General features: G+C 73.0%; 16 protein-coding genes and 3 pseudogenes. 11 read left to right on the top strand and 8 right to left on the bottom strand.

Annotated elements, in window-relative coordinates; all coding sequences use genetic code 11:
* On the bottom strand, positions 1 to 766 hold a 766-nt coding region (locus tag ACZ7BZ_RS02710; protein WP_470356809.1), incomplete at its 3' end, for an IS630 family transposase.
* Between the two features lie 268 nt (positions 767 to 1,034).
* Between ACZ7BZ_RS02710 and ACZ7BZ_RS02705 the strand changes: the two genes are divergently transcribed.
* Positions 1,035 to 1,442, top strand: coding sequence for a hypothetical protein (locus tag ACZ7BZ_RS02705; protein ID WP_470356786.1), 408 nt, complete (start codon positions 1,035 to 1,037; stop codon positions 1,440 to 1,442).
* On the opposite strand, the gene ACZ7BZ_RS02700 is transcribed toward ACZ7BZ_RS02705, so the two are convergent.
* Both ACZ7BZ_RS02700 and ACZ7BZ_RS02695 read right to left on the bottom strand, forming a co-directional pair.
* On the bottom strand, positions 1,423 to 2,778 hold the full coding sequence (locus ACZ7BZ_RS02700; RefSeq protein ID WP_470356785.1) for an MFS transporter: 1,356 nt from the start codon (positions 2,776 to 2,778) through the stop codon (positions 1,423 to 1,425). The two genes, ACZ7BZ_RS02705 and ACZ7BZ_RS02700, sit on opposite strands and share 20 nt — an antisense overlap.
* 2 nt (positions 2,779 to 2,780) lie before the next feature.
* Complete coding sequence (locus ACZ7BZ_RS02695) at positions 2,781 to 3,722, bottom strand: RimK family alpha-L-glutamate ligase (RefSeq protein WP_470356784.1); 942 nt, start codon at positions 3,720 to 3,722, stop codon at positions 2,781 to 2,783.
* 409 nt (positions 3,723 to 4,131) lie between these two features.
* Here ACZ7BZ_RS02695 and ACZ7BZ_RS02690 point away from each other — a divergent pair.
* The 6 genes and pseudogenes from ACZ7BZ_RS02690 to qcrB all read left to right on the top strand — a co-directional run.
* Positions 4,132 to 4,332: pseudogene (locus ACZ7BZ_RS02690) on the top strand (transposase); the annotation flags it as partial.
* A gap of 133 nt (positions 4,333 to 4,465) precedes the next feature.
* Positions 4,466 to 4,648 (top strand): annotated as a pseudogene (locus ACZ7BZ_RS02685) (transposase); the annotation flags it as partial.
* A 198-nt stretch (positions 4,649 to 4,846) separates the two neighbouring features.
* A pseudogene (locus ACZ7BZ_RS02680) lies at positions 4,847 to 5,257 on the top strand (transposase); the annotation flags it as partial.
* 51 nt (positions 5,258 to 5,308) lie between these two features.
* Positions 5,309 to 5,938 carry a pyridoxamine 5'-phosphate oxidase family protein gene (locus ACZ7BZ_RS02675; RefSeq protein WP_470356783.1) on the top strand — a complete coding sequence of 210 codons (630 nt, stop codon included), beginning with the start codon at positions 5,309 to 5,311 and terminating at the stop codon, positions 5,936 to 5,938.
* 128 nt (positions 5,939 to 6,066) lie between these two features.
* Positions 6,067 to 6,540 (top strand): nucleoside deaminase, encoded by a 474-nt coding sequence (locus tag ACZ7BZ_RS02670; RefSeq protein ID WP_380452121.1) that lies wholly within the window; start codon positions 6,067 to 6,069, stop codon positions 6,538 to 6,540.
* Positions 6,541 to 6,645: 105 nt separating this feature from the next.
* Positions 6,646 to 8,367 carry a cytochrome bc1 complex cytochrome b subunit gene (gene qcrB, locus ACZ7BZ_RS02665; protein ID WP_470356782.1) on the top strand — a complete coding sequence of 574 codons (1,722 nt, stop codon included), beginning with the start codon at positions 6,646 to 6,648 and terminating at the stop codon, positions 8,365 to 8,367.
* On the opposite strand, the gene ctaF is transcribed toward qcrB, so the two are convergent.
* The gene (ctaF, locus tag ACZ7BZ_RS02660) at positions 8,327 to 8,728 is read right to left on the bottom strand and encodes an aa3-type cytochrome oxidase subunit IV (RefSeq protein WP_470356781.1); all 402 of its coding nucleotides are present in this window, start codon (positions 8,726 to 8,728) and stop codon (positions 8,327 to 8,329) included. The genes qcrB and ctaF overlap by 41 nt on opposite strands.
* Positions 8,725 to 10,452 carry an aa3-type cytochrome oxidase subunit I gene (ctaD, locus tag ACZ7BZ_RS02655; RefSeq protein ID WP_470356780.1) on the bottom strand — a complete coding sequence of 576 codons (1,728 nt, stop codon included), beginning with the start codon at positions 10,450 to 10,452 and terminating at the stop codon, positions 8,725 to 8,727. The genes ctaF and ctaD overlap by 4 nt, the downstream gene beginning before the upstream one ends.
* Before the next feature lie 262 nt (positions 10,453 to 10,714).
* Here ctaD and ACZ7BZ_RS02650 point away from each other — a divergent pair, with 262 nt between their 5' ends.
* Positions 10,715 to 11,080: a DUF488 domain-containing protein gene (locus ACZ7BZ_RS02650; RefSeq protein ID WP_470356779.1), complete on the top strand. Its 366-nt coding sequence runs from the start codon at positions 10,715 to 10,717 to the stop codon at positions 11,078 to 11,080.
* Between the two features lie 18 nt (positions 11,081 to 11,098).
* Entirely contained in the window at positions 11,099 to 11,365 is a 267-nt protein-coding gene (locus tag ACZ7BZ_RS02645; protein WP_380452134.1) for a hypothetical protein, read from the top strand.
* A 53-nt stretch (positions 11,366 to 11,418) separates the two neighbouring features.
* On the opposite strand, the gene ACZ7BZ_RS02640 is transcribed toward ACZ7BZ_RS02645, so the two are convergent.
* The gene (locus ACZ7BZ_RS02640; RefSeq protein ID WP_470356778.1) at positions 11,419 to 12,606 is read right to left on the bottom strand and encodes an MFS transporter; all 1,188 of its coding nucleotides are present in this window, start codon (positions 12,604 to 12,606) and stop codon (positions 11,419 to 11,421) included.
* Positions 12,607 to 12,721: 115 nt separating this feature from the next.
* Between ACZ7BZ_RS02640 and ACZ7BZ_RS02635 the strand changes: the two genes are divergently transcribed.
* Complete coding sequence (locus ACZ7BZ_RS02635) at positions 12,722 to 13,720, top strand: helix-turn-helix transcriptional regulator (RefSeq protein ID WP_470356777.1); 999 nt, start codon at positions 12,722 to 12,724, stop codon at positions 13,718 to 13,720.
* Positions 13,717 to 15,414 carry an FAD-binding oxidoreductase gene (locus ACZ7BZ_RS02630; protein ID WP_470356776.1) on the top strand — a complete coding sequence of 566 codons (1,698 nt, stop codon included), beginning with the start codon at positions 13,717 to 13,719 and terminating at the stop codon, positions 15,412 to 15,414. The genes ACZ7BZ_RS02635 and ACZ7BZ_RS02630 overlap by 4 nt, the downstream gene beginning before the upstream one ends.
* A gap of 38 nt (positions 15,415 to 15,452) precedes the next feature.
* Here ACZ7BZ_RS02630 and ACZ7BZ_RS02625 read toward each other — a convergent pair whose 3' ends face one another.
* Together ACZ7BZ_RS02625 and ACZ7BZ_RS02620 are read right to left on the bottom strand one after the other, a co-directional pair.
* The gene (locus ACZ7BZ_RS02625) at positions 15,453 to 16,499 is read right to left on the bottom strand and encodes a homoserine dehydrogenase (protein ID WP_470356775.1); all 1,047 of its coding nucleotides are present in this window, start codon (positions 16,497 to 16,499) and stop codon (positions 15,453 to 15,455) included.
* A 121-nt stretch (positions 16,500 to 16,620) separates the two neighbouring features.
* Positions 16,621 to 16,911 carry a helix-turn-helix transcriptional regulator gene (locus ACZ7BZ_RS02620; protein WP_470356774.1) on the bottom strand — a complete coding sequence of 97 codons (291 nt, stop codon included), beginning with the start codon at positions 16,909 to 16,911 and terminating at the stop codon, positions 16,621 to 16,623.
* Positions 16,912 to 16,990: the final 79 nt, after the last annotated feature.

The following is a 16,990-nucleotide window of genomic DNA, read 5'->3' as shown; positions in this document are numbered from 1 at the left end:
GGTGCACGTCGAGGTCGGCGGGCACCTCCTTGTCCAGCTTGGCGAGGAACTTCTTGAACTCCGCGGCCCGGTGCCGGCCGTGGAGCGAGCCGATGACCTCGCCGGTCGCCACGTCAAGTGCGGTGAACAGTGTGGTGACGCCGTTGCGGAGGTAGTCGTGGGTTCGACGTTCCGGCATGCCCGGCATCATCGGCAGGACCGGGGCCGAGCGGTCCGGTGCCTGGATCTGGCTCTTTTCGTCCGCGCAGAGGACAAGGGCACGCTCCGGCGGGTCCAGGTACAGCCCGACCACGTCGCGGACCTTGTCGATGAACTGCGGGTCCTTGCTGAGTTTGAAGGTGTCCACCAGGTGCGGCTTGAGGCCGAACGCCTTCCAGACCCGACCGACCGTGGATTTTGACAGCCCGCTCTCGGCGGCCATCGACGCACGTGACCAGTGGGTGGCGTCCCGGGGTGTGCGTTCCAGGGTGGCGACGACCAGGTCCTCGACTTGGTCGTCGCTGATCTTCCGTGGGGCGCCGGGACGTTGCTCGTCCGCCAGACCCTCCAGCCGGCCCTCCAGGAACCGCCGCCGCCACTTGCCGACCGTCTGTGGCCAGATTCCCAGCTCGGCGGCCACGGCCTGATTGGACTTCCCGTCCGCACAGCCAAGGACGATCCGGCATCGTTGTGCCAGCGCCTGCGAGGACTTGGCCCGCCGCGACCAGCGGACCAGCGTCTCGCGTTCCTCGTCCGTCAACGTCAGCTCGGCCATCGGCCGTCCCATTCGCGCCACGGGGCAAGGCTACACATATACATCGAATTTCAGGCGCAGGACACTAGAAGGCCGATGGAGATCTTGCTGATCCTGCGGGCGGCGTGCCGGCGGCACATGGCGTAGCTGTGGGCGGCTCCGGTGGCCCGTGGCTACGGAGGGTGCTTGTGTGGGTGCGAAAGGTAGCCGTGGGGGTGTACTGATGATGGGATCTTCGATGCGACGGATGTCTGCTGGTGCTCGTTCTGTGTGTGCTCTGGCTCTTGCCGGAGCGTTGGGTGTGGTGGTGCTGGCGGTGCCGGCGGGTGCGGCCACCGGTAACACGTGCGGTGGTGCGGTCTCGGACTGGGTCGGCGAGAGCGAGCTCGACAAGGCGTTCGAGGGGAGTGTGACCTTGCCGGGTGGGTCGACGCGGGCCATCTCGATCGCGCCGCAGACTCTGGGGAGCACGCTGGTGAAGACGGAGCTGACGGCGTCGGCCGAAGAGTCGCGTGCGGCGGTGGGGAACTTCGTCCTGCGCATCAACAGCCTCGGGCGCGGGCAGATCACCTTCCCGACCTACGCGGGGGAGACCGGCGTCACCACCGGGACGCTCTGCCCTGTTGGCACCCGGGTCACCAGGATCACGGGGAAGGTCTCCACTGCCGGGGTCGAGGGCAAGCTCGACTTCACCGCTTCCCGTACCTGACCCCGGGGCGCTGACGCGGCCACGACGGCGGCTCTGCCGGTGTGCGGCTCCTCGGAGCCGCACACGCCGGCAGGGCTGCCGTCGTGGTGGGCCGGGTCTTGGGACGTCGGCCGAGCAGTACGCCCGCCCCGACCGCGGAGAGCGCCGACACGGTGCCGCCGAGCAGGAGTCCGTAGCGCGGGCCCGCCGTCTGGCAGAGCCAGCCGATGCCGGGCGCGGCCAGCGGGGTGGTGCCCAGTGAGGCGAGCATGTAGAGGCCCATGACCCGGCCACGCAGCGCGGGGGCGACGGCGAGCTGCAGCCGGGCCTTGGCGGCTGTCATGAAGAGCAGCAGCGCCGCTCCGGTCGGCACCAGCGTCAGGGCGAAGGTGCGGAAGCCGGGCATCAGGCCGCTCGCGGCCTCCAGCGTCCCGAAGGCGAGCGCGTAGCCGGCCGTGTGCCGCCAGCCGCAGGGGCGCGCGCGAGCTGCGAGCAGCGAGCCGGTCACCGCGCCCACGGCGAGCGCGGCGGAACCGATGCCGAACGCGGCGTCCGGGCTGTGGAAGACCTGGGTGGCCATCAGCGCGGTGGTGATCTGGAAGTTCATCCCGAAGGCGGCGACGAAGGCCACCAGCACGAGTGTCAGGCCCAGCTCGGGGCGCTCGCGTACGTACCGCAGCCCGGCCCGCACCTGCCGCCCGGAGCCCGTGGGAGCCGAGGCCGGGCGCAGGGTGCGGGTGTCCATGCGCAGCAGGGTGGCCAGGACCACGGCGTAGGAGAGGGAGTTGAGGGCAAAGGCCGGGGCGACGCCGAAGGCGGCGATGACGGGGCCGGCCAGTGCGGGGCCGGCCACTCGGGCGAGGTTGAGCACCGCGCTGTTCAGCGCCAGCGCGCTCGGCAGGTCGTCGGGCTCGACGGCCTCGGCGATGAAGGCTTGCAGGGTGGGTTTGTCGACGACCATGGTCAGGCCCAGCGCGAGGCAGAGCGCGTAGACGGCGCCCAGGGTGGCGGAGCCGGTGGCGGTCAGCAGGGCCGCGGCCAGGGCGAGCGTGCCGTGGAGGGTCTGGGTGAGCAGCAGCAGCCGGCGTTTGGGGAAGCGGTCGGCGGGTGATCCGCCGCAGGCGCCGAACAGCAGTATCGGCAGCAGTTGCAGGGCAGTGGTGATGCCCAGCTGTGTGCCGTCGTCGTGGGACAGCTGCAGGACGAGCCAGCCCTGGGCGATGTTCTGCATCCAGGTGCCGGTGTTGGAGACCGCCTGGCCGATCGCGAGGAGGCGGTAGTTGCGGTGGCGCAGCGGCGCTAGGGCCGATGTGCGTGCGGGTGGGGCCGGTGCGGCGGGTCCGCGGGGGTCGGCCATCGCTACACCCGGGCGGTCAGTCTGGCCACGCAGGCGGCCACGACGGCCGGGGTGACCTCGCTCATGTGCTCGCGCCAGCCGACGTTGGCGTTGACCTCGCAGATCGTGAACCCGCCGTCCGCTTCGAAGAGCAGGTCCACCCCCGCCACCGCCAGGCCCAGCGCCTGGGCGGCACGGACGGCCAGTGTCTCGCCCCCGGGGTGCAGGCCGGGGCAGAGCACGGCGGTTGCGCCGAGCGCCAGGTTCGACCTCAACCCGCCGTCGGCGGCCGAGCGGACCTGGGCCGCGACGGCCCGGCCGTCGACCACCACCACCCGCAGGTCGCGGCCGTGCGAGTGGGACACGTACCGCTGGAACAGGTACGGGGAATCCTCCTTGAGGCTGCCGTGGACCTCCCGCAGCATCTGGGCGTCGGGGGCCAGGAAGACCTGACCGCCGCGCTGGCCGCGCACCGACTTCACCACCGACGGCGCGGAAACCCCGGCCGCGATCACATCCTCCAGCCCCGCGTGCGCATAGCTGCGGGTGTCGGGGACGGGAAGACCCGCCAGGGCCAGCTCCTGCAGCTGCCAGAACTTGTTCGCACCCGCCAGCACCGCCTCCAACGGGTTGAGCAGCACCGTGCCCATCGCCACCAGATGACGCAGCAGCGTGCCCTCCCGGTCGGTACTGAGGCTCGGGGACGCCAGCCGGGCGTAGACCACACCCGGCGCCTCCAGCAGGCCACCGCCCAGATCCCGCAGCGTAAGCTTGCCGCCCTCGATCCCGAGCAGCAGCTCATCGGTGCGCCACACGGCGAACCGGCCGGGCAGCGCGTCCTCAAGAGCTGTGGTGAGGTCGCCGACGATGCCGTTCTCCAGCAGACCGGGACCCGTCAGCAGCCAGCACTGGGCGCCTGTCCGGCCGCCGAGCGGTCGCCTCGCCGGGGCATCGCTCAACGTCACCGCAGCAACTCCTCGCCTGGCCGTACCGACAACCCTGCGATGCTGACACCCAACGCCCGGCAGGGCCGGGCATTGAGCCGGACAGCGGCGTGCCACGCCGACAATCGGATCCGGGCAGCCTCCGCTGCGACAAGTGGGCAGGGCCCGCGCGTGTCTGCCGGTGCCACCGCTTCGTCGTGCCGCGACGAGGCGGGGGCCTTTGCCGGCACACGCGGGACTTCGCCGGCCGATCACGTGATACCACGCCCGCTGGAGGCAGCCACCGCGCCGGACCGGCAGTCGCTTCCGGCCGGGGATCGTCCAGACAACGGACGACGACGTCCGCTTCTGGCCCCGCCGACCGCACGCCAGGACCAGACCGTTTGGCGTGGTGACGGGGGTATGGGCCGGGGAGACGGTCGGGCCGGATGTGTGGAAGACCTACCGGGAGTTGATCCCGGCGGGAAGCGTGTTCGCGTTCCTGGCCGAGCATCGCGGTGAACTGTTCCCGGCGGCGATGTTCGCGGACATGTACCCGTCGGCGAACGGCCGCCCGAGTACGCCGCCCCAGGCCCTGGCCGCCACGATCACCCTGCAGGCCCTGCACGGACTTTCGGACTTCGAAACGGTCCATCCGCGAACGGTGCACCAAGACCAAGGCCGGTCGCATCCTGACCATTCGCCCCCACCTCGACCAACTCGCCGCCGCCCGGCACCAAAGCGCCACCGACCCCAACTGGCAAGCCGACTAACGCCGCTGGCGACCACCCGTCGAACGCGCCGTCGCCTGGCTCGTCCCCCACGGCAACCGCAGACTTCGCTACCGCGGCACCGCCAAGAACAACACCTGGCTCCACACCCGAACCGCCGCCCTCAACATACGAACCCTCATCAACCTCGGCCTCACCCACGCCCACGGCACCTGGCATCTCACCCCCACCACCTGACCAAGAGGGCCCACCCGGCCCCCACCCGAACAGCGCCTCAGCAAGATCTCCATCGGCCTTCTAGTGTCCTGCGCCTGAAATTCGATGTATATGTGTAGCCTTGCCCCGTGGCGCGAATGGGACGGCCGATGGCCGAGCTGACGTTGACGGACGAGGAACCCGAGACGCTGGTCCGCTGATCGCGGCGGGCCAAGTCCCATCGGCTCGCTCCACGGCCGGCACCGGGCCGCGGAGTTCAAGAAGTTCCTCGCCAAGCTGGACAAGGAGGTGCCCGCCGACCTCGACGTGCACCTCGTCTGTGACAACTACTCCACCCACAAGACCCCGGCGATCCAGAAGTGGCTGGCCGCACACCCACGGTTCCATCTGCACTTCACCCCCACCAGCTCGTCCTGGCTCAACCAGGTCGAGCGGTGGTTCGGCCTGCTGACGGACAAGCAGCTCCGACGTGGAGTCCACAAGCCGGTCCGCGCGCTGGAGAAGGACATTCGGGACTGGATCAAGACCTGGAACGAGAACCCCCGGCCCTTCACCTGGACCAGGACCGCCGACGAGATCCTCGAACGACTCGCCTCATATCTTGAACGAATTCCTGGCGCAGGACACTAGGCTGGCCACACGCCATCGCACGGCGAGACACACGGGGAGAGGGGAACGTCCATGCGGACGGACGGACTGGTGGAGATCACTTCCGAGGACGAACTGCGCGAGCTGCTCGGTGCGCCGACCCCGCGGGACGCGGCCAAGGTGCGGACCTCCCTGCACGAGCACGACCGCGCTTGGCTGGCCGCCTCGCCGTTCTGCGTGGTCTCCACGGCGGCGGCGGACGGCAGCTGCGACGCCTCCCCGAAGGGCGACCCGGCCGGCTTCACCCTCGTCCTGGACGACACCACGATCGTGGTGCCCGAGCGCCCCGGCAACCGGCGCACCGACGGCTTCCGCAACGTCCTGGGCAACCCCCACGTCGGCCTGCTGTACGTGATCCCCGGCCGCGGCGACACCCTGCGGATCAACGGCCGGGCCCGCCTGCTGCGCGACGCGCCGTTCTTCGACCGGCTGGTGGTCAACGGCCACCGGCCGCCGGTGGCGCTGCTGGTCGAGATCGAGGAGGTGTTCTACCACTGCTCCAAGTCCTTCCTGCGCTCGGCGCTCTGGAAGCCGGAGTCCTGGGCCCCGGAGGCGGCGCCGTCCCGGGCGCGCATCGCCAAGAGCCTGGAGCGGCCGGACGAGAATCTGGCGGACCTCGAGCAGTACTACGGCCCGCGGTACGGCGCCCGGCTCTACGGGTGAGCCGGGGGCGCCGGGGCGGCCCCACGACGGCGGGGTGACACTGGTCGGGGGTCCGGAGGCGCGGCAGCCCGCTCCGACCCCCGCCCAGCCGTCCGCCCCGCCGTCCGCCCTGTCCGAGGAGACCCGCCATGGCCGACCACTCCCCCGCCCACCTGCTCGCCGCCATCGAGCTCGGCGCCTCCGCCCGGGCCCACGGCAACCACCCGTTCGGCGCGCTGCTCACCGGTCCCGACGGGGACGTCCTGCTCACCGCCGAGAACACCGTGCTGACCGACCACGACGTCACCGCCCACGCGGAGATCAACCTGGTCCGCGAGGCCTCCCGCACCCTGGCCCCGCACCAGCTCGCCGAGGCCACCCTCTACTCCAGCACCGAGCCCTGCGCGATGTGCGCCGGGGCGATCTACTGGAGCGGCATCCGGCGGGTCGTCTACGCCCTCGCCGCGCCCGAACTGAACGCCATCGCGGGCGTCGACCCGGACGAGCCGGTCCTCGACCTGCCCTGCCGCGCGGTCTTCGCGGCCGGCGGCAACACCGTGGAGGTGTCCGGTCCGTACCTCTTCGAGGAGGCTTCGGCCGTGCACGTCGGCTACTGGGGGTAGCGGAGCACCCCGGTTGCTCCGACCGGGTGCTCCGGGCTCGGCCCCGGCGGAGGATCGGGATGCCCTGCCCGGCCGGGCCAGGCGTTTCGCACTAGGTTGCCCGCTATGGACGGAAACCAGGCTCACGGCTGGCGGGTGCCCGCGAACCGGCCGGAGCGCGCCGTACGGGCCGTGGACGGGCGGCTCCCGCTGACCGAGGCGGGCAGGCTGCTGCTCCGCAAGGCGTTCCCCGACCACTGGTCGTTCCTGCTCAGCGAACTGGCCCTGTACAGCTTCGTCTTCCTGCTGCTGACCGGGGTGTTCCTCACCTTCTTCTTCAACCCGAGCATGGGCGACGTCGACTACCAGGGCCCCTACCTGCCGCTGCGCGGGGTCCGGATGTCCGAGGCGTACGCCTCGACCCTGCGGATCAGCTTCGAGGTGCGCGGCGGCCTACTGGTGCGTCAGATCCACCACTGGGCGGCCCTGCTGTTCGTCGCCTCGATCTGCGCGCACCTGCTGCGGGTGTTCTTCACCGGCGCCTTCCGCCGCCCGCGCGAGCTGAACTGGGTGATCGGGGTGACCCTGCTGACCCTCGCCCTGCTGGAGGGGTTCTCCGGCTACTCGCTGCCGGACGACACCCTGTCCGGCACCGGGCTCCGGATCGCCGAGGGCGTCCTGCTCTCGGTGCCGCTCGTCGGCAGCTACCTCACCTTCTTCGCCTTCGGCGGCGAGTTCCCCGGGCACGCCATCATCCCGCGGCTGTTCACCGTGCACATCCTGCTGGTGCCCGGTCTGCTGCTGGCGCTGATCGGGGCGCACCTGACCCTGGTGGTGGTGCTCAAGCACACCCAGTGGGCGGCGCCCGGCCGGACCAACCGGAACGTGGTGGGGCTCCCCTTCTTCCCCCAGTTCCTGGCCCGCACCACTGGCCTGGCCTTCACCGTCGGCGGCATCCTGGCGCTGTCCGCGCTGTCCGCGGAGATCAACCCGATCTGGCGCTACAGCGCCTACCGGCCCGACATCGCCGGGGCGGGCGCCCAGCCCGACTGGTACATCGGATTCATCGAGGGGGCACTGCGGCTGATGCCCGCGGCCGAGACCGGGGTGCTCGGGCACACCGTCTCCTGGAACGCCTTCCTGCCCGCCCTGGTGGTGCCGGGCCTGCTGTTCGGGGCGCTGTACGCCTACCCCTTCGTGGAGCGCTGGCTCACCCCGGGCGGCGGCGAGCACCACCTGTGCGACCGGCCGCGCAACAAGCCCGTCCGCACCGCGCTCGGGGCCGCCGGGGTCACCTGGTACACCGTGCTGCTGATCGCCGGCGGCAACGACGTGGTCGCGTACGTCTTCGGCGTCTCCGTCGACTCCCTGACCTGGGTGCTGCGGGCGGCGTTCTTCCTGGCGCCGGCGTTCGCGTTCCTGCTCACCCGGTGGCTCTGCCTCGCCCTGCAGGCCAGGGACCGTTCCCGGCTGCTGGAGGGCGACCCGACCGGGCGGATCGACCAGTCGATCGAGGGCGGCTTCGACGGGCACCACCGGCCGGTGCCGGCCGCCGAGCGGTACGCGCTGCTCGTGCGCGACGCCCCGCGACCGGACGAGCCGCGGCCCGGGGCGCCGCGCACCGAACGGGCCCGGGCCGCGCTCGGCTCCTGGTACCACGGCGACCGGGTCGAGCTGCCCGCGACCGAGCAGGAGGCCCGCGCCGTCGCGGCCGTCCTCACCGCGCCGGAGCACCCCGCACCGCCGGCGACCGACCGGCCCGCGCTCCCGGAGCGGCGCGGGCCGGTGAGCCGGCTGTTCCGCCGGCTCAGGCCCCGCCGTCGCCACGGTCGTGGTACTGGAAGATGAAGCCGAACACGGCGAAGCCGAGCAGCACCGCACCGCAGACGATCAGCCAGCGGGCGAACACCAGGCCCAGCGCGAAGACCACCAGGCCCGCCGCGGTGAGCACCGGGTAGCCGCTGCGGGCCGGGAAGAAGCCCACCTGCCCGGCGGACTCCACGATCTCGGCCTCCTTGCGGTCCTGCGGCCGACCGCCGCCGCGCCGCTGGTGCTGGACGAACCAGAACAGCGCGACCAGCCCCGACATCAGGAACGCCACCGTCAGGATCGCCTTGCCGGCAGGCTCGTGCGCCCAGAAGCCGTAGACCAGCCCGACCACCGCGAAGAACACCGTCATGACGGCGAACAGCCAGCCCTCGGCCTTCATCCCGCCTCCCCCTGTCCGCTCCGGCCGACCTGCGGCTGTCCGGCGCCGCTCGGCGAGTCCTCCGGCGGCACCTCCGGGTGGTGCAGGTCGAAGGCCGGCGACTCGGAGCGGATCCGGGGCAGCACCAGGAAGTTGTGGTGCGGCGGCGGACAGGACGTGGCCCACTCGAGGGAGCGGCCCCAGCCCCACGGGTCGTCCTGGTCGACCCGGGTGCCGTGCCGGGTGGTGACCCAGACGTTGTAGAAGAACGGCAGGTTGGAGACGCCGAGCAGGAAGGCGCCGATCGAGGCGACCACGTTGAGCGTGGTGAAGCCGTCCACCGCCAGGTACGTCGCGTAGCGCCGGGGCATCCCCTGGGCGCCCAGCCAGTGCATCACCAGGAAGGTGGTCTGGAACCCGACGAACAGGATCCAGAACTGCACCTTCCCGAGCCGCTCGTCGAGCATCTTCCCGGTGATCTTCGGCCACCAGAAGTAGAAGCCCCCGAAGGTCGCGAACACGACCGTCCCGAACAGGACGTAGTGCAGGTGGGCCACCACGAAGTAGCTGTCGGTGACGTGGAAGTCGATCGGCGGCGCGGCCAGCAGCACCCCGCTCAGTCCGCCGAACAGGAAGGTCACCAGGAACCCGATCGACCACAGCATCGGGGTCTCGAAGGACAGCGAGCCGTGCCACATCGTCCCGATCCAGTTGAAGAACTTCACCCCGGTGGGCACCGCGATCAGGAAGGACATCATCGAGAAGAACGGCAGCAGCACCTGCCCGGTGGCGAACATGTGGTGCGCCCACACCGACATCGACAGCGAGGTGATGGCGATGGTCGCGCCGATCATCCCGTAGTAGCCGAACAGCGGCTTGCGGCTGAAGACCGGGATGATCTCGCTGACGATGCCGAAGAACGGCACCGCCACGATGTACACCTCCGGGTGGCCGAAGAACCAGAACAGGTGCTGCCAGAGCATCGCCCCGCCGTTGGCCGGGTCGAAGACGTGGGCGCCGAACCTGCGGTCCGCCTCCAGCAGCAGCAGGGCCGCGGTCAGCACCGGGAAGGCCAGCAGCACCATGATCGAGGTGAACAGCACGGTCCAGGTGAAGACCGGCATCCGGAACAGCGTCATGCCCGGTGCCCGCAGACAGGTGATGGTGGTGATGAAGTTGACCGAGCCCAGGACCGTCCCGAGACCGGCCACCACCAGGCCGAGCGCCCACAGGTCCGGGCCCGTCCCGGGCGAGTGCTCCGGCCCGTTCAGCGGAGCGTAGGCGAACCAGCCGAACGCGGGGGCGCCGCCCGCGGTGAGGAAGCCGCTCAGCACCATCAGCCCGCCCAGCAGGAACGCCCAGTAGGTGAAGGCGTTCAGCCGGGGGAAGGCCACGTCGGGCGCGCCGATCTGCAGCGGCATGATCGCGTTGGCGAAGCCGGCGAAGGTCGGGGTGGCGAACAGCAGCAGCATGATCGTGCCGTGCATGGTGAACAGCTGGTTGTACCGCTCGTTCGACAGGAACCCGGTGTCGGGGCCCAGCAGCTGCGTCCGCATCAGCAGCGCCATCAGGCCCCCGACCAGGAAGAACCCGAAGGCCGTCGCCAGGTAGAGGTTGCCGATCACCTTGTGGTCCGTGGTGAACAGCCAGCGCAGCAGCCGGCTGCCCCGCCGCACCCGCAGCCGGACGCGCGGCGGCGGGCCGGTGCCGACGCTGGTGTCGGCGGTGGTGTCGGACGCACTCATGGGACCTCCGCAGCGGAGCCGGATGAAACCCCCGGCAGGGCCCCGTCCTCCCCCGGAACGGCCCGGCCCCGCACACCGGGAGCGACCCTAGCGGCGGCGGGCCGGTGCCACCGGGCGCCACGCGGGACCGGCGCGCGGGCAGCCGCCCCGGCTGCGCCGTCGGTGTGCGGATCCGCCCGATCCGGGCACACGCTGGTGTGGGCGGACCGCCACGGGCGTGGACGGACCGGCCACCAGCACACCGAGCCGGGAGGAACCCGCCATGGCCGCACAGATCAGCTACCGACGGATCTACGAGGTCGCCTCGCCCCAGGACGGGCAACGGGTACTGGTGGACCGCGTCTGGCCGCGCGGCATGAAGAAGACGGACGCGCACCTGGACGAATGGCTGCGCGACGTCGCCCCGTCGACCGGACTGCGCAAGTGGTACGGCCACGATCCGGAGCGCTTCACCGAGTTCCGCCGCCGCTACCTCGCCGAGCTGCGCGACGCCGAGCACCGGGAGGCCGCCGGCCACCTGCGCGAGCTGGCCGCCCACGACCCGCTCACCCTGCTCACCGCCACCAAGGACGTCGACCACAGCCAGGCGGCCGTTCTCGCCGACTGGCTGGCGAAGAAGAAGCACTGAGCGGACGGGTGACCCGACATGACGGCGATCGTCGTCCTGTTCGAACTCGAACAGGACGAAGCCCTCGGACCGGATGGCGTGGAGCCGGTGGTGCTGGCCGTGCACGCGGCGGGCGGCGACCCGGAGGTGCCCGAGGACCCGCTCCCGCGCACCCTGTGCGGCCTGGACACCGACCCGATGGAACACTCCCACTACCGGCCCGCCCGCCCGGGCGAGCCCTGGTACCCGCCCGCCCTGGCCGATCGGCGCTGCGCCGCCTGCGAGGCCGCCCTGCGGGCGCTCTGAGCTCGCAGGGGGTTGTGCGCCCGCAAAAGTGCTGCCCGCAGGCCGGCCTCGGGTCAGCCCCGGGCGGTGAAGCGGCGCCGCCCGAGCACCACCGCGGCCGTCAGCGGCACGGTCGCCACGGCGGTCACGCCGAACAGCAGGTCGAACCGCCCCTGGCCGGCCGCTCCTCCGCCGAGCGCGGTGCCCAGGGCGCTGCCGACGAACAGCGCGGCGACGAAGCAGGAGACGGCCGTCCCACGCGCCTCGGGCACCACCGAGGTGGCCCACGCCTGGAGCGTCGAGTGCAGGAAGGCCCAGCCCGCGCCGAGCAGCGCGGCCACCAGCGCGTACGTCCACACCCCCGGCACCAGGGCGGCGGCGCCGTAGCCGACCAGCACCAGGGCGCCGCCGATCGCGGCCAGGCCGTGCGCCGGGACGTACCGCGTCAGGGCCTTCACGGCACGGGTGAACACCAGCGTCCCCGCGCCGTACAGGGCGGTGATCGCACCGGCCGCGGCGTCGGAGAGACCACGGTGCTCCAGCGCCGGCGCCACGAAGGTCAGCCCGCCCAGCAGCACCGCGCCCTCGACCAGGCCGAGCAGGGCGACGAGGTACGCGAACGGGCTGCGCAGCACCGCGCCGAGCTGCCCGGCCAGGCTGCCGGCCGGGGCGCGTTCCGGCTCCACCGCGCGGCGCAGCCCGATCGCGGCCGCCGCGGCGGCTATCGCGGGCACCACGAACACCAGCCGCCAGTTCAGCCAGTTGGCGACCATCCCGGCGAACAGCGCGGCCAGTCCGTTGCCGAGCCCGAGCGCCGCCATCAGGTCGGCCAGCGCGCCCTGCCGGCGCTCCGGCGCCACCGCGTCCCCGACGAAGCTCAGCGAGGACGGCACGACGGCGCCGAACGCGAAGCCGGTGACCACCCGCAGCGCGGTGAGCACCGCCAGGTTCGGCGCGGCGGCCGAGGCCAGGCCGGCCAGTGCGGCCACCACCAGGGCGGTACGGATCACCCGCAGCCGCCCGATCCGGTCGGAGAGCACGCCCCAGACCGGTTGTGACAGTCCGTAGGCGAGCGCGTAGCCGCCGGCCAGGGCAACCGCGGAGGACAGCGGGACGTGCAGCGCGGCCGCGACGGTGACCAGCACCGGGCCGATGGCGAAGCGGTCGAAGTTGGCGGTGAACGCGGCGGCCGTCAACGGGAACGGCACCCTGGTGTCCGGCCGGGCGGCGACCGGAGCGGCGGTGTGGGCGATCGGAGTCATGCGTCCCATCCTCGGGCCGCCGCCGGACCCTCCCCGCCACCAGGCGCTGACGGATCATCCTGGTAGTGGGAGTAACAGCCTCGGCCGGATCGCCGGACCGTACCCTGGGCCCACCATGAACGATCGTGAAACACAGCGCCGCACGGCGCTCGGCGCCTTCCTGCGCTCCCGGCGGGAACGCCTGACCCCGGGTGACGTCGGCCTGACCGGCGGCCCCCGGCGCCGGACGCCCGGGCTGCGCCGCGAGGAGGTGGCGCTGCTGTCCGGGGTCAGCGTGTCCTGGTACTCCTGGCTGGAGCAGGGGCGCCCGATCGCCGCCTCCGGCCAGGTCCTGGACGCGCTGGCCACCACCCTGCGACTCACCTCGGCCGAGCGGCGCCACGTCTTCGACCTCGCCGGCGAGAACGACACCGCCCCGCGCCCGGCCGCCGACGGCTGCCCCGCGGTCGGCGACCACCTGCGGGCCACCGTCGCGGCCCTCAGCCCCACCCCGGCCTGCCTGCTGGACCGGCACTGGGACATCCTCGCCCACAACGGGAGCGAGGCCGCCATCTACGACGGGCTGGACCAACTGCCCGTCCAGCGGCGCAACATGATCTGGCTCTACTTCGGCTGGCCGCCGATGCGCACAGTCCTCAAGAACTGGGAGGCCGAGTCCTGGGCGGTGCTGGCCCAGTTCCGCGCCTCCGCCGACCGCCACCCCGGCGACCCGCGCTTCGCCGAGATCGTCACGGACGTCTCGACCACCGACCCCGGCTTCCGCGCCCGCTGGGAACGCCACGACGTGGCGGGCTTCAACCCGGCGCTCAAGCGCTTCGACCACCCGCGGCTCGGGCCACTGACGTTCCGCCAGGCCAAGCTGATCGCGGCCGAGGACCCGGATCTGCACCTCGTCGTCCGCCACCCTGCGGACCCGGGCACCCGCCGGACGATGGCGGCGGCGGCCTCCTGCCCGACCGCACCGGTCGGCGACCCGGTCGAGGCGGCGGCCGGCGCCGACGGCCCTCCCCTGGTTGCGTCGGGTCGGCGCCCGCTCCCGGCCCCGACGGGTAGCGTGCGGTCACGGGCCGCGGCGGCACCGGGCGACGGCCCCGGGAACGGGAGGCGGCCATGAGCGGGAGCGGATCGGTGCCGGACCTGCCCGGACCGACGCCGTACCTCCCTGGTCCGACGCCGGACCTCCCCGGAGCGACGCCGGACCTCCCGGCGGGGCCGCCCCGCCGAACGGTGCTCCGGCTCGCCGTCGTGCCCCTCGCCGCGCCGTTGGCGGCGGTGCTCGCGGCCTGCGGGGGCGCGGAGCCCGCGCCGGCCCCGGGCCCGTCGGCCTCCACCCGGTCGCCCTCGCCCCGGCCCACCACCGCGCGCCCCACATCCGCCGGCCCGGCCGACTGGGCCGCGCTGGCCAAGGACCTCGGCGGCACGGTCATCGGTCCCCAGGACGGCCGTTACCAGGACGCGAGCCGGCTCTACCAGCCGCAGTTCGACGACCTCCGACCCGCCGGGATCGTCTACCCGGCCACCGGCCAGGACGTCACCACCTGCCTGGCCTTCGCCCGCCGCCACGCCGTCCCGGTCGCGGTGCGCAGCGGCGGGCACAGCTACGCGGGCTGGTCGTCGGGCCCCGGCATGGTCCTGGACGTCGGGGCGATGGCGGGGGTCGGCGGCTCGGGCGGCACGGCCACGGTGGGGGCCGGGGCGCGGCTGATCGACGTGTACGCGGGGCTGGCAGCCGACGGCGTGACCGTCCCGGCCGGCTCCTGCCCGAGCGTCGGCGTGGCCGGGCTGACCCTGGGCGGCGGCATCGGCGTCACCTGCCGGGCGTACGGGCTGACCTGCGACAGCCTCACCGGTGCCCAGGTGGTGACGGCGGACGGGCGGATCCGGCGAGTGGACGCGGACACCGACGCCGACCTGTTCTGGGCGCTGCGCGGCGGTGGTGGCGGCAACTTCGGCGTGGTCACCTCCTTCACCTTCCGCACCCACCCGGCGGCGACCTGCGCGTACGCCTTCCTCTCCTGGCCCTGGTCCGCCGCCGGGTCGGTGGTCGCCGCCTGGCAGAGCTGGGTGGCGGGCGCCCCGGACCAGCTCTGGGCGAACCTGCACCTGGACACCTGGCCGGACGGCAGGCTGCGCCTGACCAGCACCGTCAACCTGCTAGGTCCGCAGAGCGAACTCGCCGACCTGCTCGACCGTCTGGCCGTCGCCCCGGCCACCGCCTCCCTCCACACCGCGCCGTTCCTGGACACCATGAAGGTGCTGGGCGGAGTGGCCGGCTGGTCGCAGGCGGCCGCCCACCTTCCGGGCAGCCTGCCCGGCCGGAGCCCCGACGGCCGACTGACCAGGGAGTCGTACGCGGCCCGGTCCGACTTCTACACCAGGCCGATCGACGCGGCCGGGATCGCGGCGCTGGTGGCCTCCGTCGACCGGTACGCCCGGACCGCACCGCAGGGCGGGAGTGCCTCGGTCGCCTTCGACGCGCTGGGCGGCGCGGTCGGCCGGATCGCTCCGGGGGACACCGCCTTCGTCCACCGCGGCGCGCTGTTCTCGGCCCAGTACATCGCCAACTACCCTTCTCCCGGGGCCGGTTCGGGGCCGGGCGTGGAGCAGTCCCAGGCCTGGCTGCAGGACGTCTGGAGCACCATGCGCCCGTACGCCAGCGGCGAGGCGTACCAGAACTACCCCGATCCGCGCCTGGCCGACTGGGCCCGGGCGTACTACGGCGGCAACCTCGACCGGCTGCGCGGGGTGAAGCGCGGCTACGATCCGGACGGCCTCTTCACCTTCCCCCAGGCCATCACCCCGGCCTGACGCGTGCCCGGTCCGGCCCCGACCGGGCACGTCCCGGCTCAGCCGAAGCCGTATCCGCGCGGCGCCGTCACGTCGAGGGTGTCCCGAAGCATCGCCAGTGCCGCGCCGAGCGGGCTGGAGCGGCCGCCGCTGACCGTGATGTCGCCGGCGTCGGGGCAGCCGTAGACGACCGCCTTCTCCGGGCCGGTGATCGCGTGCAGCGGGTCGCCGGGCGCGGTCCGCTCCAGGCGGACCTCGACGAGCAGCGGCCGGTCGGCGCTCGCACTCGCCACCGCCCGCAGCCGTTGCCCCCGAGCGTCCGCGGCCACCGCCGCGGCGCCCGTCCCCGCGTCCACCGCCTCCGTACTGACCCTGACGGCGGCCGGATCCCAGCCCCACAGCAGGGCCGCGAGCAGTCGCACCTTGGTGGCCGCGTCGGCGCCCGACAGGTCGGCCGAGGGATCAGCCTCGGCGATGCCGCGCCGCTGGGCCTCGGCGACCGCCCGGTCCAGGGGGTCGCCCGCCGCCAGACGGTCGAGCACGAAGGTGGCGGTCCCGTTGGGGCAGGCCCGGATCGTCCGGCAGCCGAGACCGCGCACACCGGTGCGCGCCAGGTCCGCGGTCGGCAGGGCCGCACCGGTCGCCCCGGAGATCCTGACCAGGCTGCCGCCCGACCGCGCGGCCCCGGCGAGTTCGCGCCAGTGGCTCAGCAGGTGACTCTTCGTGGCGGTGACCACGTGCACCCCGCGCCCCAGCGCCAGACAGGCCTCCTCGGCGGCCTGCTCCCGCGCCTGCGGGGAGGACGGCAGCGACTGGACGAGCACCCGCGCGCCGGTGCGGTCGAGGGTCTGCGCCAGGGAGGCCAACGGGCCCCACTCCGCCCGTGGCGGGACCGGGCCACCGCCGTGGAGTTCGACCTGCGCCGAGCCGACCCGCACCGCCGCGAGCCTCGGCCGGATGCCGTACTCCTCCGCGATGCCGTCACCGTGCGTCAGCAGCCGCTCGGCGTAGGCACGGCCGACGGGACCGTAGCCGGAGAGGACGACGGCCGGCTCACCGGCCGGTGGGGCCGAGGGGGCGACGGTCCGGACATCTGGTGCGGGCATCCCGCGAGGATACCCGGGGCTGTCCGGGCAGCAGCCGGCGGCGGCTGCTGTTCGCCCGCTTCCACGGCCGGTCCGGGCCTCGCCGGGCCGGCCGGCGGAACTCGCCGAGGACACCGGGGGGTCAGCGCAGCAGCACGGCCAGCAGTTCCGCGAGGGTGGGCCCGGCGTCCGCCGGGTGGCGCAGTTGCTTGCTCGCGATCACGTGGTAGTGGTTGACCCGCCCGAGGCGCTCGTGAGTGAGGTAGCCGGCCGCTTCGAGATCGGCGATGATCCGCTGCACGGCCCGCTCGGTGAGCAGGCAGCGGGCGGCGATGTCCCGCACCCGGATTCCGGGATCGCGGGCGATCTGCACCAGGACGCGGGCGTGATTGGTGAGGAAGGTCCACCCGAGGCCCGCTGGCCGCTCGGTCATGGTCCCAGCCTACGGCCGGTGCCCCACGCCCCGCTGCGACTCGGAAGCCGTCCCGGTTCGTCATCCCGATTCGCCGTCC

Source organism: Kitasatospora sp. NPDC036934 (assembly GCF_055608425.1).
This window is presented reverse-complemented; position numbering and strand designations above follow the sequence as displayed.

Coding starts and splice junctions, on each gene's coding strand:
- ACZ7BZ_RS02625 (WP_470356775.1), bottom strand. CDS start 16,499: ATGCCCGCACCAGATGTCCGGACCGTCGCCCCCTCGGCCCCACCGGCC.
- ACZ7BZ_RS02700 (WP_470356785.1), bottom strand. CDS start 2,778: ATGGCCGACCCCCGCGGACCCGCCGCACCGGCCCCACCCGCACGCACA.
- ACZ7BZ_RS02670 (WP_380452121.1), top strand. CDS start 6,067: ATGGCCGACCACTCCCCCGCCCACCTGCTCGCCGCCATCGAGCTCGGC.
- qcrB (WP_470356782.1), top strand. CDS start 6,646: ATGGACGGAAACCAGGCTCACGGCTGGCGGGTGCCCGCGAACCGGCCG.
- ACZ7BZ_RS02620 (WP_470356774.1), bottom strand. CDS start 16,911: ATGACCGAGCGGCCAGCGGGCCTCGGGTGGACCTTCCTCACCAATCAC.
- ACZ7BZ_RS02650 (WP_470356779.1), top strand. CDS start 10,715: ATGGCCGCACAGATCAGCTACCGACGGATCTACGAGGTCGCCTCGCCC.
- ACZ7BZ_RS02630 (WP_470356776.1), top strand. CDS start 13,717: ATGAGCGGGAGCGGATCGGTGCCGGACCTGCCCGGACCGACGCCGTAC.
- ctaF (WP_470356781.1), bottom strand. CDS start 8,728: ATGAAGGCCGAGGGCTGGCTGTTCGCCGTCATGACGGTGTTCTTCGCG.
- ACZ7BZ_RS02645 (WP_380452134.1), top strand. CDS start 11,099: ATGACGGCGATCGTCGTCCTGTTCGAACTCGAACAGGACGAAGCCCTC.
- ACZ7BZ_RS02640 (WP_470356778.1), bottom strand. CDS start 12,606: ATGACTCCGATCGCCCACACCGCCGCTCCGGTCGCCGCCCGGCCGGAC.
- ACZ7BZ_RS02635 (WP_470356777.1), top strand. CDS start 12,722: ATGAACGATCGTGAAACACAGCGCCGCACGGCGCTCGGCGCCTTCCTG.
- ctaD (WP_470356780.1), bottom strand. CDS start 10,452: ATGAGTGCGTCCGACACCACCGCCGACACCAGCGTCGGCACCGGCCCG.
- ACZ7BZ_RS02675 (WP_470356783.1), top strand. CDS start 5,309: ATGCGGACGGACGGACTGGTGGAGATCACTTCCGAGGACGAACTGCGC.